Source organism: Vibrio sp. CyArs1 (assembly GCF_022432925.1).
Taxonomy (GTDB): Bacteria; Pseudomonadota; Gammaproteobacteria; order Enterobacterales; family Vibrionaceae; genus Vibrio; species Vibrio mediterranei.
Genome location: NZ_JAKRBO010000001.1, coordinates 604,243 through 623,209, shown reverse-complemented (window position 1 = coordinate 623,209; position 18,967 = coordinate 604,243). Strand labels below are relative to the sequence as shown.

13 protein-coding genes and 3 pseudogenes are annotated in these 18,967 nt (G+C 38.2%); 11 read left to right on the top strand and 5 right to left on the bottom strand.

The window, feature by feature from the left end; translation table 11 throughout:
* Positions 1 to 64 precede the first annotated feature (64 nt).
* The gene (locus tag MMA19_RS02895) at positions 65 to 283 is read left to right on the top strand and encodes an RHS repeat-associated core domain-containing protein (RefSeq protein WP_346657519.1); all 219 of its coding nucleotides are present in this window, start codon (positions 65 to 67) and stop codon (positions 281 to 283) included.
* Here MMA19_RS02895 and MMA19_RS02890 read toward each other — a convergent pair.
* Positions 244 to 531, bottom strand: coding sequence for a hypothetical protein (locus MMA19_RS02890; protein WP_240205853.1), 288 nt, complete (start codon positions 529 to 531; stop codon positions 244 to 246). The genes MMA19_RS02895 and MMA19_RS02890 overlap by 40 nt on opposite strands.
* A 706-nt stretch (positions 532 to 1,237) precedes the next feature.
* On the opposite strand from MMA19_RS02890, the pseudogene MMA19_RS02885 reads away from it, so the two are divergent.
* The 7 genes and pseudogenes from MMA19_RS02885 (at position 1,238) to MMA19_RS02855 (ending at position 9,715) form a co-directional block, all read left to right on the top strand.
* Positions 1,238 to 2,256 (top strand): annotated as a pseudogene (locus MMA19_RS02885) (IS256 family transposase).
* Between the two features lie 1,179 nt (positions 2,257 to 3,435).
* Positions 3,436 to 3,966, top strand: coding sequence for a hypothetical protein (locus MMA19_RS02880; protein ID WP_240205464.1), 531 nt, complete (start codon positions 3,436 to 3,438; stop codon positions 3,964 to 3,966).
* A 16-nt stretch (positions 3,967 to 3,982) separates the two neighbouring features.
* Complete coding sequence (locus tag MMA19_RS02875; RefSeq protein ID WP_240205463.1) at positions 3,983 to 4,489, top strand: hypothetical protein; 507 nt, start codon at positions 3,983 to 3,985, stop codon at positions 4,487 to 4,489.
* Positions 4,490 to 4,497: 8 nt separating this feature from the next.
* Complete coding sequence (locus MMA19_RS02870; protein WP_240205462.1) at positions 4,498 to 7,230, top strand: TcfC E-set like domain-containing protein; 2,733 nt, start codon at positions 4,498 to 4,500, stop codon at positions 7,228 to 7,230.
* On the top strand, positions 7,220 to 7,927 hold the full coding sequence (locus MMA19_RS02865) for a hypothetical protein (protein WP_240205461.1): 708 nt from the start codon (positions 7,220 to 7,222) through the stop codon (positions 7,925 to 7,927). Before MMA19_RS02870 ends, MMA19_RS02865 begins: the two co-directional genes overlap by 11 nt.
* Positions 7,914 to 8,936, top strand: coding sequence for a hypothetical protein (locus MMA19_RS02860; protein WP_240205460.1), 1,023 nt, complete (start codon positions 7,914 to 7,916; stop codon positions 8,934 to 8,936). Before MMA19_RS02865 ends, MMA19_RS02860 begins: the two co-directional genes overlap by 14 nt.
* Before the next feature lie 2 nt (positions 8,937 to 8,938).
* Entirely contained in the window at positions 8,939 to 9,715 is a 777-nt protein-coding gene (locus MMA19_RS02855) for a LysM domain-containing protein (RefSeq protein ID WP_240205459.1), read from the top strand.
* Positions 9,716 to 9,729: 14 nt separating this feature from the next.
* Here the strand turns inward: MMA19_RS02855 and MMA19_RS02850 are convergent, their stop codons facing one another.
* Positions 9,730 to 10,029: a hypothetical protein gene (locus tag MMA19_RS02850; protein WP_240205458.1), complete on the bottom strand. Its 300-nt coding sequence runs from the start codon at positions 10,027 to 10,029 to the stop codon at positions 9,730 to 9,732.
* Positions 10,030 to 10,435: 406 nt separating this feature from the next.
* Here MMA19_RS02850 and MMA19_RS02845 point away from each other — a divergent pair, with 406 nt between their 5' ends.
* The gene (locus tag MMA19_RS02845; RefSeq protein WP_240205457.1) at positions 10,436 to 11,206 is read left to right on the top strand and encodes a helix-turn-helix transcriptional regulator; all 771 of its coding nucleotides are present in this window, start codon (positions 10,436 to 10,438) and stop codon (positions 11,204 to 11,206) included.
* 410 nt (positions 11,207 to 11,616) lie between these two features.
* Here MMA19_RS02845 and MMA19_RS02840 read toward each other — a convergent pair whose 3' ends face one another.
* Positions 11,617 to 12,378 carry an EAL domain-containing protein gene (locus tag MMA19_RS02840; RefSeq protein WP_240205456.1) on the bottom strand — a complete coding sequence of 254 codons (762 nt, stop codon included), beginning with the start codon at positions 12,376 to 12,378 and terminating at the stop codon, positions 11,617 to 11,619.
* A gap of 546 nt (positions 12,379 to 12,924) precedes the next feature.
* Positions 12,925 to 13,353: a DDE-type integrase/transposase/recombinase gene (locus tag MMA19_RS02835; protein ID WP_240205455.1), complete on the bottom strand. Its 429-nt coding sequence runs from the start codon at positions 13,351 to 13,353 to the stop codon at positions 12,925 to 12,927.
* 113 nt (positions 13,354 to 13,466) lie between these two features.
* Here MMA19_RS02835 and tnpA point away from each other — a divergent pair.
* A pseudogene (gene tnpA, locus MMA19_RS02830) lies at positions 13,467 to 13,888 on the top strand (IS200/IS605 family transposase).
* A gap of 1 nt (position 13,889) precedes the next feature.
* Here the strand turns inward: tnpA and MMA19_RS02825 are convergent.
* Positions 13,890 to 14,587 (bottom strand): annotated as a pseudogene (locus tag MMA19_RS02825) (IS1 family transposase).
* Positions 14,588 to 15,256: 669 nt separating this feature from the next.
* On the opposite strand from MMA19_RS02825, the gene MMA19_RS02820 reads away from it, so the two are divergent.
* The gene (locus MMA19_RS02820) at positions 15,257 to 18,940 is read left to right on the top strand and encodes a hypothetical protein (RefSeq protein ID WP_240205454.1); all 3,684 of its coding nucleotides are present in this window, start codon (positions 15,257 to 15,259) and stop codon (positions 18,938 to 18,940) included.
* Positions 18,941 to 18,967: the final 27 nt, after the last annotated feature.

Below are 18,967 nucleotides of genomic sequence, written 5' to 3'. Positions count from 1 at the left end.
GTCACCCACGTATATCAGTCTTTATCACCCTGGTAATGGTTACCGAGTCTATAATCCAAGGTTAATGCGATTCAACGCGATGGGTCCATTTGGTAAAGGAGGAATAAATAGTTATGCGTACTGCCTAGGTGATCCGGTAAACCAGCGAGATCCCAGTGGGCACGTCGCAATATCAAGTCTAATTATTGGGGTTATGGCAGGATCTGTAGTTGGAGCTAGTATATTAGCTTCAGCTGAAGGAATTCAGACGGCTGTTGAGGGGGATAGCTTCGATTGGAAGTAGGTTGGTATTGGTGCTGTACTCGGTTTTATCAGTGGTGGTTTTGGAGCATCAGCAATTGGTGCCAAGAGCGGTGTTAAAGCAGGGCTAGCTGTTGGAGATGCAGTTGTATCTGGGGTGGCTGAATTTGGAATCAACGTCGCAGTTGGGTCTTCTGAGAAAGAAGCTGGCATAAGTGCAGGTATCGGAGCTGTTGTTGGTCTGGCTATTTTTTGGTCTGGGGCAAGGAGTTGGTAGGTTAGGTAAATCACTTTCAGCTTAGAATAGCAGGATAGCGACTGTCAGAACCCAAGGACTAAGCGGAAGAGAAGCAGGAAAAGCCGCTCTGAAACTGAAGATAGATAAGTTTCATGAAAAGCTATTAACTGATCGCGTTTTTCTAGTGCAAGGCTCAAACAGTACGAGCTTCGATGGGTTAACCAAGTTCAGGGCTTTACTAAGTGCCGAAGAAATTGAATGGTACCCCATGGTTTCATGGAATCGGTCTATCTTCGGGAGAGAGGATACACATTCAATCACGTCGGTAAAAATCAGGCGATAAGTTAGGGAGTTAGCCTAAATCATTCGATGCACTATCGTATGCCTCTTCATTATAGATTCATGGGAAATAGCTCTAGTTATTCTGTATTGTACGGAATCGATGGAAGTATATCTTTTTCGGAAGTAAATGTAGGACACCCCTTGAGTAAAGGAGGAATAAATCTTGACCATATTTGTAGTAGTCATAACCTTTTGAAAAGGTTATGACTACTACTGAATATTTCAGATTTGGGCGCTTTGTGCGATTATCAAATTCAATTAGGGCTATACCGGGAACTAATATTTGATAGTTTGAGTATCAAAAGGAGAGTGTCCTGAATTCTGTGAAACTGTCTAGACTTAAGCCTTAAAGGCTAAGGATGGACAATATGGATAAGAAAGCACTTGAAGCTTTTTGCTCGTGAAACAGCAAATTGAATTAAGACAGCATCTGGTCTTGATGACTTCCGAAAATTGTTAACCAAGGTGACCGTTGAAACGGCCTTAAACGCTGAACTCGATGAGCTCCTTGGATATCAAACACACCAATCTAGAGTGAACTCCAACTCTCGCAATGACTACTCGAGTAGTCAGTCATCACCAATGATGGAGAGGTCGAAGTCGACGTCCCTCGCTATCGTGAAGCTAATTCTGAACCTGAAATCGTAACAACGTTCAAGGAAATGTATGATGCTGATGTTTCGTCAACGTTGATATCAAAAATAACGGACTCGGTGCTTGAGCAAGTGATAGAATGGCTGTCGCGACCTCTCGACGACATTTACCCCATCGTCTATCTTGATTACATCGTGGTTAAGGCCTGCCATGACAAGCAAGTCATTAACAAAGCGGTCTATCTTGCATTAGGCGTCAACATGGAGGGCTAAAAAGAACTGCTCGGTATACGGCTCTCTGAAACGGAAGGTGCCAAGTTCTGGCTTAACCTCCTAACTGAGCTTCACAACCGTGGGGTAAAAGACACCCTTATCGCTTGCGTTGACGGACTGAAAAGGCTTTCCTGACGTCATCAACACGGCGCTTCCAGAGACGCAAATACAGCTCTGTATCATCCACATGGTGCGAAGCTCGGTCAAGAATGTCCCTTGGAAAGACTACAAAACAGTGACGACTGACCTGAAGAAAATCTACCAATCAGCCACAGAAGGTGAGGCTCAGCTGGCTCTAGAGCAATTCTCTAACCGATGGGATAGCAAATGTCCTAAATCAGTCGCTCGTGGACAGCGCATTGGGACAACCTCAACACCCTGTTTAACTACTCAGAAGATATTCGCCGAGCCATTTGCACGACTAACGCCATTGAACCCCACGATAAAGTTATTAGAAAAGCGATTAGGAAGCGCAAGCTCTCCCCAACGGATGAGTTCGCTAGAAAGGTGACCTCCCCGGCTATCCGAGATGCTTCCAAGAAATGGACGATGCCGACTAGAAACGGGTGACAAGCTCTAAAGCGATTTATGATTATGTGTAGAAGACCGACTCAGTGAGTACATGTAACCCCGACAGTTACACTGAATTATATACAGGGTCGTCAAAAGCTAATAACGTTTTTATTCTTCTAGGGTAAGTGAATCTAGATTGAATCATTCTCACTACCACGAGAAATAGTTCGCACAACTATTGCAATTAGGTGACTTTATAACGAGCAGGTTTGTGTTACAATTAACGCAGTTTGTTGCGGAAATAGATTTAACGAAATCAGAATCTTGAGCTCATAGTAGGAATCTTCGTTCACTTGTTCTGATTTCATGTTTAAGCCTCGCTACCGTATCTTCTTTCATGGTAAAGGGTACCTTTCCATATCTTCACACTACAAGATTTTACCGCCTTTATTTAAGGTCAGCGAAGGCTCACATTAGCTTATCCTCACTATACCTGTATAAATCAGCGAGCCTGGCGCAAACTTCTTCTTTCTATTGATACCGATGCTCATAAAACTATCACAGCTGAGCTGACACTACCAAGTGTAAGAGATGCTGTGGTATTTCCCAATCTACTCAAATCCCATCAGGTAAATATCGGATGATAGCGTATAAGGTGCAAGGGAGCTCCAGAGGGTGGTTTAGGTAAAGAAAGTGACCGCTCCAATCCCTTCGCGCTACAAGTCCAATTTTTGGAAAAATGAGGAACCACGCAATCTGGCTTTTGGTTGCGAGAACAGCAAGCGAAAACAGAAGTTGGTCATCATAGGTGTTGACCATCTGAACCGCCATATATCGCGTGGTACTGTTAGTTGGAGCCTCACTCGGTCTCCGTAACTACGATGCATTGCGACAGGGCAAAATACATAACAAGTTAGTGGAATGCGTGTGTTCAAAAATCAATATATTTTCTAAAAGGTGAACGATTTAACTCGCATTCGCTTTTGAAATGAATTTCGTAATACAGTCATCGTAAACCAATTTGGTTTATCAGATGACATGCATATATTTCGAGAGTTACATCTTGTTGTCAGGCATAAATTAAACTTCTTACAGGTAATTTTATCAATTGGATTAACAAAATCAGGAAATTTGCGGGTTTCTAACATCATTAATGGCGTTAGTATTTCTGTCGTTCTAAAGCGGAACAAAAATTCGATTTAAATCAAATCAAATCAAATCAAATGGAAGGTAAAGATGAATAAACTGAATACAATTGCATTGTCTACTCTTGTTGCTATCAGTGGAGCGGCTTCGGCGGCGCCAGTTACGACAGATTTCTCTTGGTCCGGTTCTGTTAATGACCTAAACGATAACAACTCGTTCGTAATTAAAAAGGTTGGTGATGTAGAATTTACGGGTGGTTCGATTTCGTTGCGAGAAACAAGTGATGGTAACGGTATTTATAAAATTGAAGCAAGCGATCAGATTCAATTTACAGTGAATGACCCAGATAGTCTTCCTGAAGCATATTGGTACGAAGTCGATTCTATTAATTATCAGATTGACGGTGGTGTTGCAACAGCTGTTGACGGTGAGGTTGTGCTGGAAGATAACGGAACAGCAGTGGTACTTAATAAGGCTATCTCACTAAGTGCGGGCGATGTTACAAAATTAGCATTTGGATTGGGTGCGGGTGCCGGCTTTACAACGGTTGACCACGGCGTGGAAAGCGGAACAAGTGTTAGCTTAACTGCATCGGTCATCGTTTCTGACACTGCTCTGTAATTAGGTGGTAGCCCCAATGATTGAATGTAAGATAAAACGATATGTGCTTTGTCTCTTTACGTTAATTTCTTATGACGTTGGGGCTAATCAATTTGTCATATCTATCCCATTAGAGACGCAAGTCTCACTCAGTACGGAAGACTCGTCTATTAGCGCAGTCTTTGATGAAGAGCATTACGAAACAACATATAAGGTTAATGAAAGAAAATTCGAGAGTATAAATCAAAATCTAGAGGTCGAGAGTACTAAGTCAAATGACTACAGCATATCGTTGGTTAAGAACTACAATGTATGCTTAGATGAAAATAATAATCTTATTAAAGATTTTAAAGTCGCAGTTGGTCTAGATGGGCATAATATCATTGAGGGTGAAGGTGTGAACTTCCAATGGCAGGGAATTGAGGAAGGTTTATATTTATCTGTTCACAATATGTCAGTTGATTTTCCTGAGCTTGAACAAATTGAATCTAAACAAAACTGCTACGGTAATTTAGCATTTGAAGTCAGTCTATTGAGTATTTGAGTTGTATTATGAAGTGTTCTAACCTTATTGTGCTCGCGTTTATTTTATTAAGTGGCTCAGCTTTATCCGAAAAAGTACCAGATGAATTTCGAGATCTATTTAATGAATCAATGAAAAGAATATATATAACTATAGCAGGTGATAGCAGTGGAGTAGAAGTGAAAGCTATAGTTAGTTATGATACCTTTCGCTTGATCGATAACAGTTTGAGTAAAGAGACATTAGTGGATTTTTTAGTAGATAAAAATATCAAAGAAGCTGTCTCAATAGAAATTGTTGATGAACTCCTAGAAGGGATTAGGTCAGAGTCCGGTTGTAAAGGGCGTGTAAAAAAGTGTGTATTAGAAACTAACGACCGTAAAGCAAACTACCTGTTTGACTTTGATAATTCTTCCCTGAAAATTTTTATTGCTCCTAGCGTTCTAGAGGGAGAAAATCAAACAAAAGAGTATGTATCTGCGGTAAATAACCACAACGCACTAATAAATAACGCCAGACTATATGCTTATACTGACATTGAAGATTCTGCAAATGTCAGTTTCGGCAACCAAACAACACTGGGTTTGCCTTTTGGTTACGCATATTTTGACACACAATACAATTCAACAAACAGTGACTTCTCAGTGTATACGGCTTATTATAATCTAGACTATAAAGACAAGCGATTACTTATTGGTGAGGACAGGTATAACCCTACGATTAACTCAACTGACGCTTTTTATGATGGGGCAGATTATTCTGGAAGAAAAGTACTGGTTGGGACTAGTCCGAACTTGCTGAAAAGAAAGAAGGCCCAAGCTCAAAAGATCTATTTCTATGCGCCTCAAGAAGCACAAGTCGAGGCGTATAGAGGGGATCGATTGGTCTACAGTCGATCTGTATCTGAGGGAAAACACTTTATTAGCTATTCAGACCTACCTTCTGGTGTTTATGATTTGAATATACTTCTTACCGTATCAGGCGAGACGATTTTTAACGAAGGAAGGTTGGTTAATAACAGCCAGAACGTTAACGTTAATATTGGTGAGTTCGATTATTCTTTGGCCTTTGGTGAGTTTGACGAAGTGAATGAAGAATCAAGGTTTTATTATAGTGCGTTTGTTAACTATCGTTTTTTTGAGAATTTAATGCTAGGGACAGGAGTTACAAACTCTAGTGCAGATAATTACTATCAGTTCTTAACTGTTTATCAACCGCTTGAAGGTGTTAAACTAGAATACAATGGTGGTTGGTTCGATAATGACGATAGATATCACAACGGAAGAATTGATGTTTCACCATTCTATGCTGACTTTAGTGCTTTAATAAAGAAAGACGACAAATTAACCCAAAATGAAAAACTAAGTTCAATTCTTTATAATGAAAACTCATTTCAAAGCTATGGACTAGGGGTGTCAGGAGATTTTCTAAGTGGTAATGGATACATTCGTGTATCTCAAGATAAACGAGAGGATATATATGGTCTCAAGGAAACTGTTAACGCACTAAGTGGAAGCTGGGGTATAAAGTTAGGGCCGGGGACATTTAATTCTAGTGTTACGTATAATAGCATTAAACACTCGCATTTAACGGAAGGTAATGATTCACTTATATTGAATCTCAATTATATCTTGGAGCTTGGTAATAACGTTTCATCGCAGTTTGCTGTAAATTCTGATTATAACGGCAAGTTGGAAAATATTAATACAATAAGGTATACCACTAGTGATACAGTGTCTAGGTTTAGTGGGTCTGTTGCTTCTGTCTTAGATGATAGTAGTAACTTTTATGGGAAGTTATCACTTAGTGGAGGTATAAAAACAAACGAAGTAAATGCTGATGGATATTTATTTGTTGATGCTACTGGTGCAAAAAATATGTCCGGAACTATAACAGGTACTCAGATAGTTACGAAAGATGGTTTTGACTTTACGCGAGAAAACGCTTCCTCCTATGTAAAGGTTAAAGTGCTCGACAACCTAGAATTAGACTCACCCGTGAACTCGGATATTTACTCAACTATTACGATGGAAAATAGAGTAATAGACAAAACTAAATTGGTAAACGAAGATACTGTTATAGGTGTTAAACCTTACACGGGTTTTAAAGCACAGATTAAGAATGACTCAAAGCAACTGTACATCGAAAATAACGAAATTGATTCGTTTAGTTTGATTGGTTCAGTTTACGAACTCCAACCAAAAATAGCGTACCTCGATAGTATACTGGTAGTTCTCGATGATATTGAAGGCAATCCTATTACATCAGTTGAATGTTTAAGTGAAGGATGCAAAAGTATAGAGCGAATTACAAGTGACGGAGTTTATAGGGTTAACTACATTAAAGGAAGTGAACTTCATCTAATTTCAAGGAAAGGTATGTGTTTGATTAACGTTAAATCTGAGTCAAAATCACATAAAAAAGGCGTCTGTTTACCAGAGATATTAGAGTTTGGTAATGAATATTCAGAGCAAGATTTAGAAGTTCTACATCAAGATGGAAATGATAACTACGTGTTTGCCGGATTGTATACAGATGAAGTAGTATTAAAGAATACAGTCCTAGAATTAGGTTATTTGAGCTTAAAGACAAAGTTGTTCTCATTTGAACGAGGGACTTATCTATTTGTTGAATTATCAAGTGAACTTACTAACGACCAGATCGAGAGGTTAACAAAGCTAAATGAAAGCTTTGGAGCAGAAAATCCTAAATTTACTTTAATTGATAAGAATAAAAAGGAGGCTACATCTGATGAAGTTTAAGAGTTTAATAGTCAGTTCGATTTTAGCGTTAACAATGTCCCAGCAAAGTCTATCATTTGAGGTCGACTCTCTATTTAAGTCAACTAGTGATGACAACGTTACATTTACTGTTTCTAGTAAAGAGGAAAATAGAGTATATCTTAGCGCAAAAGTGACGGAAATAAATGTTGTAGATGGAGAGCTAGAAGAAAAAGAATATACTAGGGAGAATATCTCAGATTGGAAAGTTGAACTTAGGCCAGCAAAGACTATCCTTGATCCCGGAGAGATTAAAGATTTCAAAGTTATTCTACTTTGTAAAACGTGCGTAAATACAAAAGACAGTATATTTAAAATAGCGTTTGTGCCGTCTAGCAATGGAACAGACGGTGTCAATTCTAAGATGGCTATTTCAATAGGTTATGGAGCATATGCACTATTTGCAGCCGATGATAGACCTATACAGTACGACATCGAAATTGAGGAAAATACTAATAGCGTATTAGTAACCAATAAAGGAGAGACCTATTTTGATGCAAGTTTTAACTGGTGTGGCTATGATCAAAGTAACGAAGCTATAAAGAACTGTAAGAAGAAGGTAACAGTACTCTCTGGTAGAACTATTAATGTGCCTTTACCGATATCAATAGACGATGTAGACGTTAGAGTAAAACTTAGTACAAACAATGACGAGTACGAGAAAAATGAGATACTATAATAAAAAATCTAATGTACTGGGATTGATATTCTTGATCTCTTCGAGTCTTCATGGGGCAACATTACAAGGAGTCGTAAATAACGGAACAGTAAATTGGAGTAGCTTACAAAAACTGGAAGATGAAATTTATACGACTTCCTTTTGGGATTTGCCTGATAAGTCAATACCTACAATGAAATGGGTTCCTGGAGCTATTAGTTTATCTCAGCCTCATGTTACTTTGTCTAATGGTTCAGAGTCTGTTCAGTTGCCTATTTCAGCAGTAGGCGTCGAATATGAAACAAGTAATATTGCAGCTATAGAACTCGAGGGAGGTGGGCCGATATGTGATACGAATGTAATCTTGGGAACTAGAGTGAAATTAATTGGACCTCATGGTTGCTCTTCAAATAGTTCTGTGAACTACAACTTTAGTACTAAACCATTTACTCATAATCGAATTATATACTCTATTGACAACGAATCAATTGTTAACAATTTTTCAGGAAAAAGTGCGGGTATCTATCGAGGTACTCTTACATCTACACTATTTTATGACTTTTACACAGTTCAAGGGGTAAAAAGTAGGCAGCATATAACAAGAAATGTGTCTGTAGAATTAGAATTAGAAGACTATTATATTAGTAGTGTAGACGTACAGGGAGAAAGTAGATTCGAAAATATCATTCATAATGGTAAGATTTTTGGTGAGACAACACATAACGTTACCGTCCATGGAGAGTTGGCTAACGGTATAGATTTGTCCTTTAGTTCTGGCAAGCAGTATAGCTTAAGAAGTCCTTCCGGAAGTGAAATTCCATACTCAATAGAATGTGATAAATGTAGTGCAAGAAAAATAGTTGAAGAAGGGAGTATAGTTTCATCGAGTACAACGGTGGAAGCTGAGCCATCAGACTCTTCAAATATAGACTTTAATCTGAGAGTGTTCTTTAAAGACCTAGAAACAACAGGTTTAGATAACGGTATCTATAGCGATACGGTTTATATTATGGTTCAACCTAGGATGTAAAAGTGGAAATAAATAGGATTAAGAATAAGGTGTTTCAGTTCTTACTAGGACTAGTTTTCATTCCCTATAGCTCGGGATTTACGATTGAGGCTGATATTGGTGCAGCTATAATCCCTAATGATGAGCTTACTACATATTATAATTCGTTAACGGGGCTGTATGCTATAAATGATAAATATTATTTAGGCGTTAAATTATCACACGTATATAGTGAGGCATTTAACAATGTTGATTCGGATGTATATGCTCGAATAGAACATGCCTTTAGCGACAAAACGTCTGCATATTTAGATTTGGGAGCTAGTACCATTAACAATGGCGTACTGCTAGGAGCAGGGTTTATCTACAACGTTAACCCTAACTTTGGAGTAAAGTTCGGTTATCAAATGTTCCCCAACAACAACTATTCTGATACCTACTTATATGGCTTTGGATTGCACTACTCTGGTATAGTTATAAGAAACAAGTACCCATCAGATGTGACTAACAGGCCATCAACAAATGCGGGGTTAGCTACAAATAGTCGTATAGAAACTTCGGAGAAAACTAAAGACAAAATTGTTGCATCATCTATTAGTGACTGCAGCTTGACCCACACAGTAGAAACCGGAGAATGGCCGTCAAAAATTGCGAGAAAAAACCAACAGAGCCTAGAAGAACTATATAAAAATAACTTATGGTTAAAAGAGCGGTTCAGAAGCGCTAACGCTATAATTTATCCAGGTGAAGAAATCAAAATTGTAAAATCTGACTGCATACAGAAGCCAAAGGATCCATAAATTTTGATTGGGTCCTATAATTTCGGCTCTATACAGATCAATATTGTTGCTTTGTCTACATTAACAATCGTACTGGATAACCTGTAAAGTGATGTTAACTCTTTTGAGGTAAAGCTCTCGTATGTTTCTCTGCCAGATGGCTCAAATAACGATAACGCAGCGGCTCTTAACGCTTTATTTGATAAGTCAGTCCCTTCATAAAATGATTTGGCAGTCCCCTGCCATGTCAAATCCTCCTGCAACGTCTCATTTGCAGCAACTTCGGCTACACAAAACAAAATAATTGATCCCACAACCAATGACAAATTATCCATGATAACTCCGTTTTAATTTACTAACACTTGAATCAGCTTATTACAAAAGCGATAACAACGCGAATCTATGATTAAAAAATCAAAGGGTCGACATTCGTAGGGACTAAGCGAATTATGTATCGAAATGATACTAACCGTCTGATATAATGGCACTTTACAGAGCAGGGAAGCATGCGATTTATTGTTGATTTTCAAAAAAACATTGTAATTTTAGAAAAGATTGCTACCTTAAAATAATTGGGAAAAAGTACTTATTTGTTTCTTTGTCAAAGCACAGTAACCACACTAGCTAAGAAGAGTCGAGTGCAAGACGACACAAATAAGAATGCTCATCTCATAAATTAAACGTAATATTTTATTACGTATATTTTTAAATTAGGCAGCTTTGCAGTGACAAAGGAAAGATATGTCTCATCACTTAAATAGAGAGTTTATTTTATCTCAGGTTGATATGCTTAACAATGCACCAATAGACTCATTTGATAGTGCTTTCGTTCAGGCAATTAAAAACGCGCTTATACATTTTGGAATGGACAGGATGACGATATGGCCCAACTCAAGGATACTTGTTAATTCAGGCGAGATCCTCAGTGTTTCTCTTGATGATCGGTTTACAATAAACCCGGATAAATTTCTTAATGGGAAACAATCTTTTAGTTACTTGAGACTTGTGAACCTTGAGTCAATCTCAATCCTCAGTGAGGCAGATTTGAGAACATCTAACATGCACGTATTGAGTGAATTGGCAAATCAGGGGGTAAAATTACACATTATGGTAAAATTAGAACTTTATGGTGAGCGGTTTGGTGGGATGTCATTTAGTTCATTTAGAAACCTTTCATTTTCTGAGAGTTCAAAAAATGAACTTATCAGTGTCTGTAGATTGTGGCTTCTACATTGGCAGTATTCCTCGACTATAAGACCTATTAGATCTGTTAGCAGAAGGGTGTCGGATGCCGAAAAAGTACTGAAATTGACTAAGAAGCAGTTACCGGTACTCGCACTGCTTGCTTCGGGCCTAACTACAAAAGAGTGTGGTGAAATTTTATTCTTAAGTAGTAGGACGATAGAGTCTCACAAATATAAAATGATGAATGATTTAGATTTCGAAACATATACTGAGTTATTACAATTTGCTTATAGAAATGGGATAGTAAATAGAAAAAATACGATATAATGAACGGAAGCTCTACGAAGGTAGTACTTATGTTTGAGGGCGTATCTAGTTTCAGTTCATTATGATGAAAATTATAACGGAGAAGTTATCATGTCATCTTGCTCATAAATAAGGGGTCATATGTACATTGCGCTAAAGTATCGTTTGTCATATTTTTGAAAGAGCTTGGTCCTAAATTTTAAAATATATTACTTCTCTAAATGTTTTAGGGTAAGCTCAAGAAAAGGTATGATATTACTTCTTCGTTTTATCCATACTTCGGAGACTGGAAATTGTGATTTCATATCTGATATTGCAATTTCCATGCGCGGTATCATAGCGGCATTTGGCTATTTTATATATCAAAAACGATAATCCACTTTGTTTTATGGGTAAGCAATCTTAATATTCATAGTGGCTGTACGTCTAAATCATGATCTTATAAATGCGAGTTCAACTTGTTCTTTACTAAGAGGTGGAGATAAGTAGTACCCTTGAAGGCGATGGCAGCCAAGGCTAATTAACTTGTCATAGTCTTTTCGGGTTTCTACTCCTTCTGCAATCAGAGGAATGTTTAATCTTCGACTCAAATAGACCAAGCTTTCTATTAGTGCCACTGCTTTGGTGTTTGTGTGCATAAGACGAACAAACTTACGATCCAGCTTTAGTTCGTTATAATTGCCCTCAATGAAATTTATAGCGGAAGCGTATCCTGTTCCCATATCATCGAACGATATAGCTACACCAAGATTCTGTATTCTATCTAGATTTTCGATTGTCTTCTCACTCATAAATAAGGGCTCACCTTCGGTAATTTCTAAAGTTAGCATTCTTTCGCTTATACAATGTGCTCTGGAATGCTGTTTCAGGACTTCTACTATGTCAGACTTTCCCAAAAGGTCTTTAGCATTTACATTTATGCTAAATTTAAAGTTTCTGTTATTGTCCAATAACGTTTTGTGTAAGTTGATAGTTTTACTTAGCGTATGCTCGAATAAAAGACTGGATAGATTGAATTTATAAATGCTATCTAAGAAATAGCTTGGTGCTAATATTTCTTCGTCGTTTTTTTTCCATCTTATTAGCGCTTCAAATCCCATAATTCTATTGGTTCCTACATCGAATTGAGGTTGGAAATATGGTGAGATATCAGAATTTAATATTGCGGACTTTATGTTTGTTTTGGTTAGCATAACGGCAGTCGTCTGTTTTATATAACACAAACATTAGGTCAATTTGCCTTATCGGTAAACAGTAAAATTACGCAAAGAGGTGTTTGTCAGAGTTGTTTTATAAATTTGTTATTTGAATTGTGTTTAATAGATTAAGAATAATGCACTTTAAGTTGGATGGTATTCTTCATTCCAGGAGATGAAGTTTTACAAAACAGAGTCGACTTTGTTACAAAAATAGAATGAACTAAATTAAAATCTCGTGATCAGATCGGGTGTAATGACCCCGTCGAAATTGGGCAACTTAGGCTGCTAAAGTATGCACTTCAGCACGTGTTTTCATCTTAAGCGCCTGATGTGGATGCTTGCTCGTTGTAGTAGAACTCAAGCCACTTGCCGATGGCAAAGCCACCTTTATTTTAAGAACCAAAGTTGTGCATCCAAATAGACCGCTCTTTGGTGGGTTTTATCAGACGTTCAACCGTGCTATTTTCCTGGGGCGTATACGGTTGGATGAACTCCTGAGTCAGACCGTACTGCATCGCTAACGTGGTGTAGAGGTGAGAGCTAAAAACCAAACCATTGTCGCTTTGCAGTTGTAGTACTGGTGTTGCTCGGCCAATCACACCATATACGATTCAATATGGCATCCTCTAAGGCTGCGACAGCAGATTTGGCATTGCCTCGCTTGCTAAGACTCCAGCCTAAAACTTCTCGAGTATGACAGTCCATAACCAGTGTCAGTGCTGCCCAGCGATCTTGCTGACCACACCAGAATCTTGTGATATCCGCACACCAGCGCTTATCAGGCGCTTGGGCGACGGAAGCTTTGGCTTCTACACGAGGCCTAAAGCCAAATTGACGTTTACGGCATTGCCAACATTTCAGCTTCATTATGCGTTGGATGGTATTTTTGTTTTCACCAAGCAAAAATGCCACGGTGCGATGCCCTGCGTAAGGCAAAGCATCAATAAGTCTCTTTATGTTAATTGTCATCCCTAAACCACTGCCTTTGGCGGTGGTGATTGTTCCTAAGGGCTGTTGCCCGAAAACACGCCCATGTAAGAAGTAAGACTCTTATTCACCACAACTAAGAGGAAACAATTAACATGGGCGATTATAGAAGTTCATCACACGTCTACTTGCGATGTAAATACCATATACTTTGGACTCCAAAGTACAGGTTCAAAATTCTTAAGGGCAATGTAGCGAAAGAGTTGTACAAGTCTATCTACATACTCTGCAATATGAAGGATTGCGAGGTACTGGAGTTAAATATTCAGCCTGACCACGTTCATTTGGTTGTCATAGTCCCACCAAAAGTTTCAATTTCGACGTTAATGGGTACCCTGAAAGGACGGTCTGCAATTCGCCTGTTCAATAAGTTTACTCATATTCGAAAGAAAGTGTGGGGAAATTATTTTGGGCGAGGGGGTATTTTGTTGATACGGTAGGTGTGAACGAGGACATAATTTGGTGTTACGTTAGACATCAAGATAAAAAAGACCAGGTCGTGACTCAAATCAGTTGAATTACATATAAAATTCCCTCTCAATAAACGTCCCTATAACTTTGTCATGCATTGCTTCTGATTTCGAAAAGCCTATTGTTCTGCGCACAAGCCGCTTTAATCGCGAACGTAACGTCAGATTAGTTCGCTCAATTCGTTAAGTCTACCGCTTACCTACAATGTGCTTTTCTCTTGGTAACTCTTTCGTGTAGACACTGAAGTCATCTGTGCAAAAGAAACTAATATCGAAAGGCTTCAGTAAAGCGAGAAGCGCTCGTAGTGCAACCGTATTACGTTTACCAAATGCGTGAGCAATGATGCGTTTGTAACGTGGCTCCCATGCATACCAAAGCCATCGACGGTTTCTCTCATTGCCCACAAACGACCATTGTTCGTCGATTTCATAAATCAGAGCAATGTTAGCTTTATCGAAAGGAATCGAGGTCACTTGTCTTGGCGAGAGTTTTTTAAAGTGCTCAATACCGTGTTGTACGCGACATTTAACACTCGAGCCGTCTCTCTGACGCCAGAGCTATTCATTGCCATATCGACAATTTTCTCTTTCACATCTGGCTTATGAGCCTCATAGACGTAATCGAGTTGGAAGCTTTTCCTACAGTCAATACACCTGAAACGAGGAAAGCCTGAATGACCTTTTTCATGGTTACGGACAGGGTCAGTTTTATTGCAGAAACGACATGGGACTTGGATGGTAGCCATGAATACAAAAATAATCATAAATCGGTTGTGTAGATTAACACAGGTCTACCGATTTGAGTCATGTCCAAAGACCAAGAGTATGAGGCTCAGTTGGAATTGAAGATAAACTAACAGCGCGGAGACGCCCCCTTTGAGGGGGCTGAACGCTAAAGCCGCCTTCTAAGAAGGTGGATTTTTACTTAGCAACAAAGTAACCGTTAAAAGGAAATGGAAACAGGAGTTTTACTGTGTTGATGGGTTTGTTAATAGTGTATTGTGTAAGCCAGCAAAGAGCTTTGAAGCTTAGTCGGAGCTCGCTTGATATGCCAAGACCCCACTTTTGGAAAGACGCGACCACATTCACATTCAAGTTTTTGTTGCGTTACTGAAGAGAAGTTGGTTACTAATTTTGCGGTTAAAATAGGACTTCGTGAGTGTTTCTTGGTTTTTGGAAACTTTTAGTGCGAAAACAAACAAAAAGTAGACACAGAATGGTAAGTGAATTAACTCCAATCGGTAATAGATTTATGTGGGTAATCGTATGAAGCATTATAAATCTCAAATTTAATAGCTATTTAGGTATTAAACGTTATCCCATTTTTATTAAACGAATCGACTCTATTTTGTCAACACGTTGTAAAAATGAAATGGTGTAACAAATTAAATATAGATACTCAAAGGTTTAAAAGAATGAAAAGAAAGAGTGCATTGTATCTCGCTGTTGTATTTTATTTAGTAAGTCCAACGGTTAATAGCCAAAGCATTGATATTCAAGCCGCTATAAAGCTAGCCGACATCGATGAAAACAACATGAAACAATGTCGTTCAAAGATTATTCTAGATGCTGACGCAGCACAAAGCCAAGGTTTGTTTGAAGGTATGCCCGTTACTTTTGTTCAGCTAGCAACATATTCAGGCGACATTGGGAGAACGCCAGAATATTTACTGCAAGAAACAATGCCACTTAATTTAAGTGACAATGGTAGCGAGTTTGTTGCTGAAGTCGTATATCCAACAGTAGAACAATTGGACCAATCAGGAAGTGATTTTACATTCACCATTGAAACTGAGAATGAATATAGCGAGCAAGTGGGCTGTTATTTAAGCAGTGTCTATCTTGATGATTTTACCGCAAATGTCAATCTGTATTCAGGTTCAAATAACACAGATTACATTTTTACGCGGCAAGATTTAGTTCGTAGTAAATTAAATTCGCAGTCTGAGATTGACTTTTCCGATAAAAATTCACGTATGTTAATACTGTATCCTATAATCATTCATGAGCTACGGTCAGACATAAGAGGATCGACATTTCAGGAAATATCAAATTCCGGCAGAATGAACGTCAATCGAAATGCCTTAATTAAATTGGCTGAAAGTACGATTGCAGAGTCTTACGAAGATTACAAAAACACAATTATGTCAGGCTCGTATCTTACTAATGAATTGAATTTATTCGATAATGCTGATGGATTGGATTCCAATATGTTGATTGAATATATTTCGTCTGCAGCGTCAAGTTCAAATCTTGATTTATCGACCAACATAAACCAATATGCCGATGAGTTGAAAAGGGAATTTTACACCGCTCTAAAAATTAGCTCACTATCTGAATATGGTAGCGTTGACTTCATTAAAGAAACTTCAGCGATGCGTGAAATTAGTTTTGTTGATGCTGTTCGATTTGAGCAATATGATCAACCATTATTATTAGAGAACTATAACAGGGTTCTGCTTGAAAATGAGGATTACGATTCAGGTTATGATCCAGATGAAACAGCAGCAATTATTTATACATGCTTGAAAAAAAACTACTGTTCTAATGATTATAAAGCTTTTTCCAGAGCAATACTAGAAGATTCAGGAGCTACATTTAATGAACAGTTAGGCATATTTCAAGGCCAAGACTTGCAAGGAAAAGATTTTACAGAGATAGCTGAGCTATCGTTTGGTTCCACTGACGATAGTGACGAATTTCGCTGGCAAATTATTGCAACCAAACTAGCTTTAGATGAAATGTTATTGGATTCTGTGTACCCATTCGGCTCGGTGTCTTGGGTAAAGAGCGTCGTTGCTAGTCGTTTGTTGTCTAGGGATGCAGAATTAGCAAAAATATTCGATAATAACATTGATGAAAGTGAGTGGCCGTACGTTTTTGATGCATTGGTTGACATGGAAAATCGAGATAACGGAGTGGCTCCTGAGTATCCACAGAATATTACCGTACAAACACGTATGGATAAAGTTGCCGGTAACCAAAGACAGGTGAAAAACAAAGTTAGTTTACCATATAGTGAATGGAACGAGCTCGAGAACCCTAGCTCAGTAATGTTTACATACACTTATGACGGTAGAACTTACATAGACAATGTTGAAGGTAAAGCTACTGATGATGGTCTTGAGTATTTTTATGGCAAAACCGGAAGTAAGTCTTTTCCTGGTTCGCAGTTTTGTTTAATAAAAGTTGAGTTCTCAACAGACTTTGTATACGAGGGTCTTAACTGTGATGGCTCCTCAGGCACTGATGAATATGTGTTTGGTACGTTTGATTTAAAGGAAGTCAATGGCGAGCCATACTCGAGTGTAGATGAAGATGCTTTGCGTTACTTACCTGAACTAACCGCACAAGTTAGCATGCGTAAAGAAAGTGGAAAAAAGAGAAAGGCGCTGTTGAAGGTTGCATTAGAGAAAGAAGATTTCGAACAGGTTGAACAGTCAGAACTAGCTTATTTTTATGTGCAGACTAGTAACGGTACAAAGCGTTATACCGGAGGAGTTAGTTTCCAAGATGATCAGTATGTCTATACAACGACAACCGCTACAGAAACATCGCCAGGCGGTTATAGGCTAAAAAAGGTTGAATTTGTTAATGCCGCAACTTTTATAGGTGATGTTTATGACGGATCGTCTTCTGATAACAACTTTGTTAGCGGCCGTTTTGAAAACACACTTCCAGTACCTACCGTAACTGAACCGCCTGTTAGTTCAAGAGGCAATTATGAACAAATGGCCATTGAATTATTCTCTATAGTTAACGGTTTCGAAGAATTCAGCGCTATTGAAAAGCAACATATTTATACACTTTATGAAGCCTCATCAAATGCAACCACTCAATTAAATGATGTTGCGGCATACATTGGCATGGATGATGACGGTAACGATATATTTTCTCCTCTAATTACAAGAGAATCTGTTGCACGTGCTCAATTGGCAATTTATGGCGCATCAGAAGAATGGATAGAAAATAACTGGATCCAATATATTGACCAAGGGACTTTAGGGATGCTGTTTAGAGGCAAGACCTTAACTGAAGAGGAAGAAAAAATCCGCACTAATGAATTCAACTGGCTAAATAATAATGGGTTTAGTGATACGTATACTATTACATCAATCTGGTCTGATGATTTTGATAATAATATGGAAAAAATCGCCCGAGCATATGCATACGATGTATTACTACATAACTTTAGGCAAGGAGATTTAGATCTAACAAGTATAACTAGTAGACAGCTAAATACAGTTAACCTATTCCACCAATATCGAGTAGGCATACTAGATACAAACTATGTTGAAAAAAACTGGTTGTTAACCTTAGATAATAGCTCATTTTCTATTAACTTCCTCGATGGTAAAGATGCTTATGTGAATGGTATCGAGGCTGCAGAAAGTAAAGGAGCGTTAAACTTTATGCCTACACCTGGTGTTCATGCGAATATAATGAACCCTGAAGAACATGACCGTTGTTACTATGACTCAACCGGTAATGGAGAAGAAGATTACAATTGCAACACATTTAAAAAGCAAACGATCCAGTCAAGTGATTTAATTAATGCCATTAGTATAGCATATGGCAATTTACTCAAAGAAGAAAAAGAAGCCTATAAGAGTGTTACAACTCGAAGTGAAAGAGCAGTTGAGAGGTTGAGTGGTATCTTACCGATTTGGCGTACTATTTCTGCAGTTCAAAATGATCGAAAAGCTGAAGCGGTTTTCAATATAATTTCAAGCTCAGTTGGAGTATTTATGGTAGGTAAAAGAGTTGGTAAGAATATAGGAAATAAAAATGTTATAGTTAAAGACTCGAAAAATAACACAGATATTGCTGATGTGACAGATGCTAAAACAAAGGGGGTTACGGCAACTAAGTACAAAAATGGTACGGCAACATCTATTAATGTGAACCTCGACCCTAGCGCAGCTAGAACTAAAACTAACACCATTGTTTCTGACAACAGGCAAGCTATTAAGGAGTTGCCTAGTCCTAACTCGATGGAGGACTTAACTTCGAATTCAAACAAGTCAAACTTAGATTCTAAAAATCGCTACGAAGACCACGATCATAACTTTATGAATGAAGGAGTTTGCCATTTATAATTTTAACAACAATAGATGGTTAGAATT

What these genes read in the sequence shown, in the direction of transcription:
- MMA19_RS02895 (WP_346657519.1), top strand. Translation starts at nt 65, where the DNA reads ATGCGATTCAACGCGATGGGTCCATTTGGTAAAGGAGGAATAAATAGT.
- MMA19_RS02880 (WP_240205464.1), top strand. Translation starts at nt 3,436, where the DNA reads ATGAATAAACTGAATACAATTGCATTGTCTACTCTTGTTGCTATCAGT.
- MMA19_RS02875 (WP_240205463.1), top strand. Translation starts at nt 3,983, where the DNA reads ATGATTGAATGTAAGATAAAACGATATGTGCTTTGTCTCTTTACGTTA.
- MMA19_RS02870 (WP_240205462.1), top strand. Translation starts at nt 4,498, where the DNA reads ATGAAGTGTTCTAACCTTATTGTGCTCGCGTTTATTTTATTAAGTGGC.
- MMA19_RS02865 (WP_240205461.1), top strand. Translation starts at nt 7,220, where the DNA reads ATGAAGTTTAAGAGTTTAATAGTCAGTTCGATTTTAGCGTTAACAATG.
- MMA19_RS02860 (WP_240205460.1), top strand. Translation starts at nt 7,914, where the DNA reads ATGAGATACTATAATAAAAAATCTAATGTACTGGGATTGATATTCTTG.
- MMA19_RS02850 (WP_240205458.1), bottom strand. Translation starts at nt 10,029, where the DNA reads ATGGATAATTTGTCATTGGTTGTGGGATCAATTATTTTGTTTTGTGTA.
- MMA19_RS02845 (WP_240205457.1), top strand. Translation starts at nt 10,436, where the DNA reads ATGTCTCATCACTTAAATAGAGAGTTTATTTTATCTCAGGTTGATATG.
- MMA19_RS02840 (WP_240205456.1), bottom strand. Translation starts at nt 12,378, where the DNA reads ATGCTAACCAAAACAAACATAAAGTCCGCAATATTAAATTCTGATATC.
- MMA19_RS02835 (WP_240205455.1), bottom strand. Translation starts at nt 13,353, where the DNA reads ATGACAATTAACATAAAGAGACTTATTGATGCTTTGCCTTACGCAGGG.
- MMA19_RS02820 (WP_240205454.1), top strand. Translation starts at nt 15,257, where the DNA reads ATGAAAAGAAAGAGTGCATTGTATCTCGCTGTTGTATTTTATTTAGTA.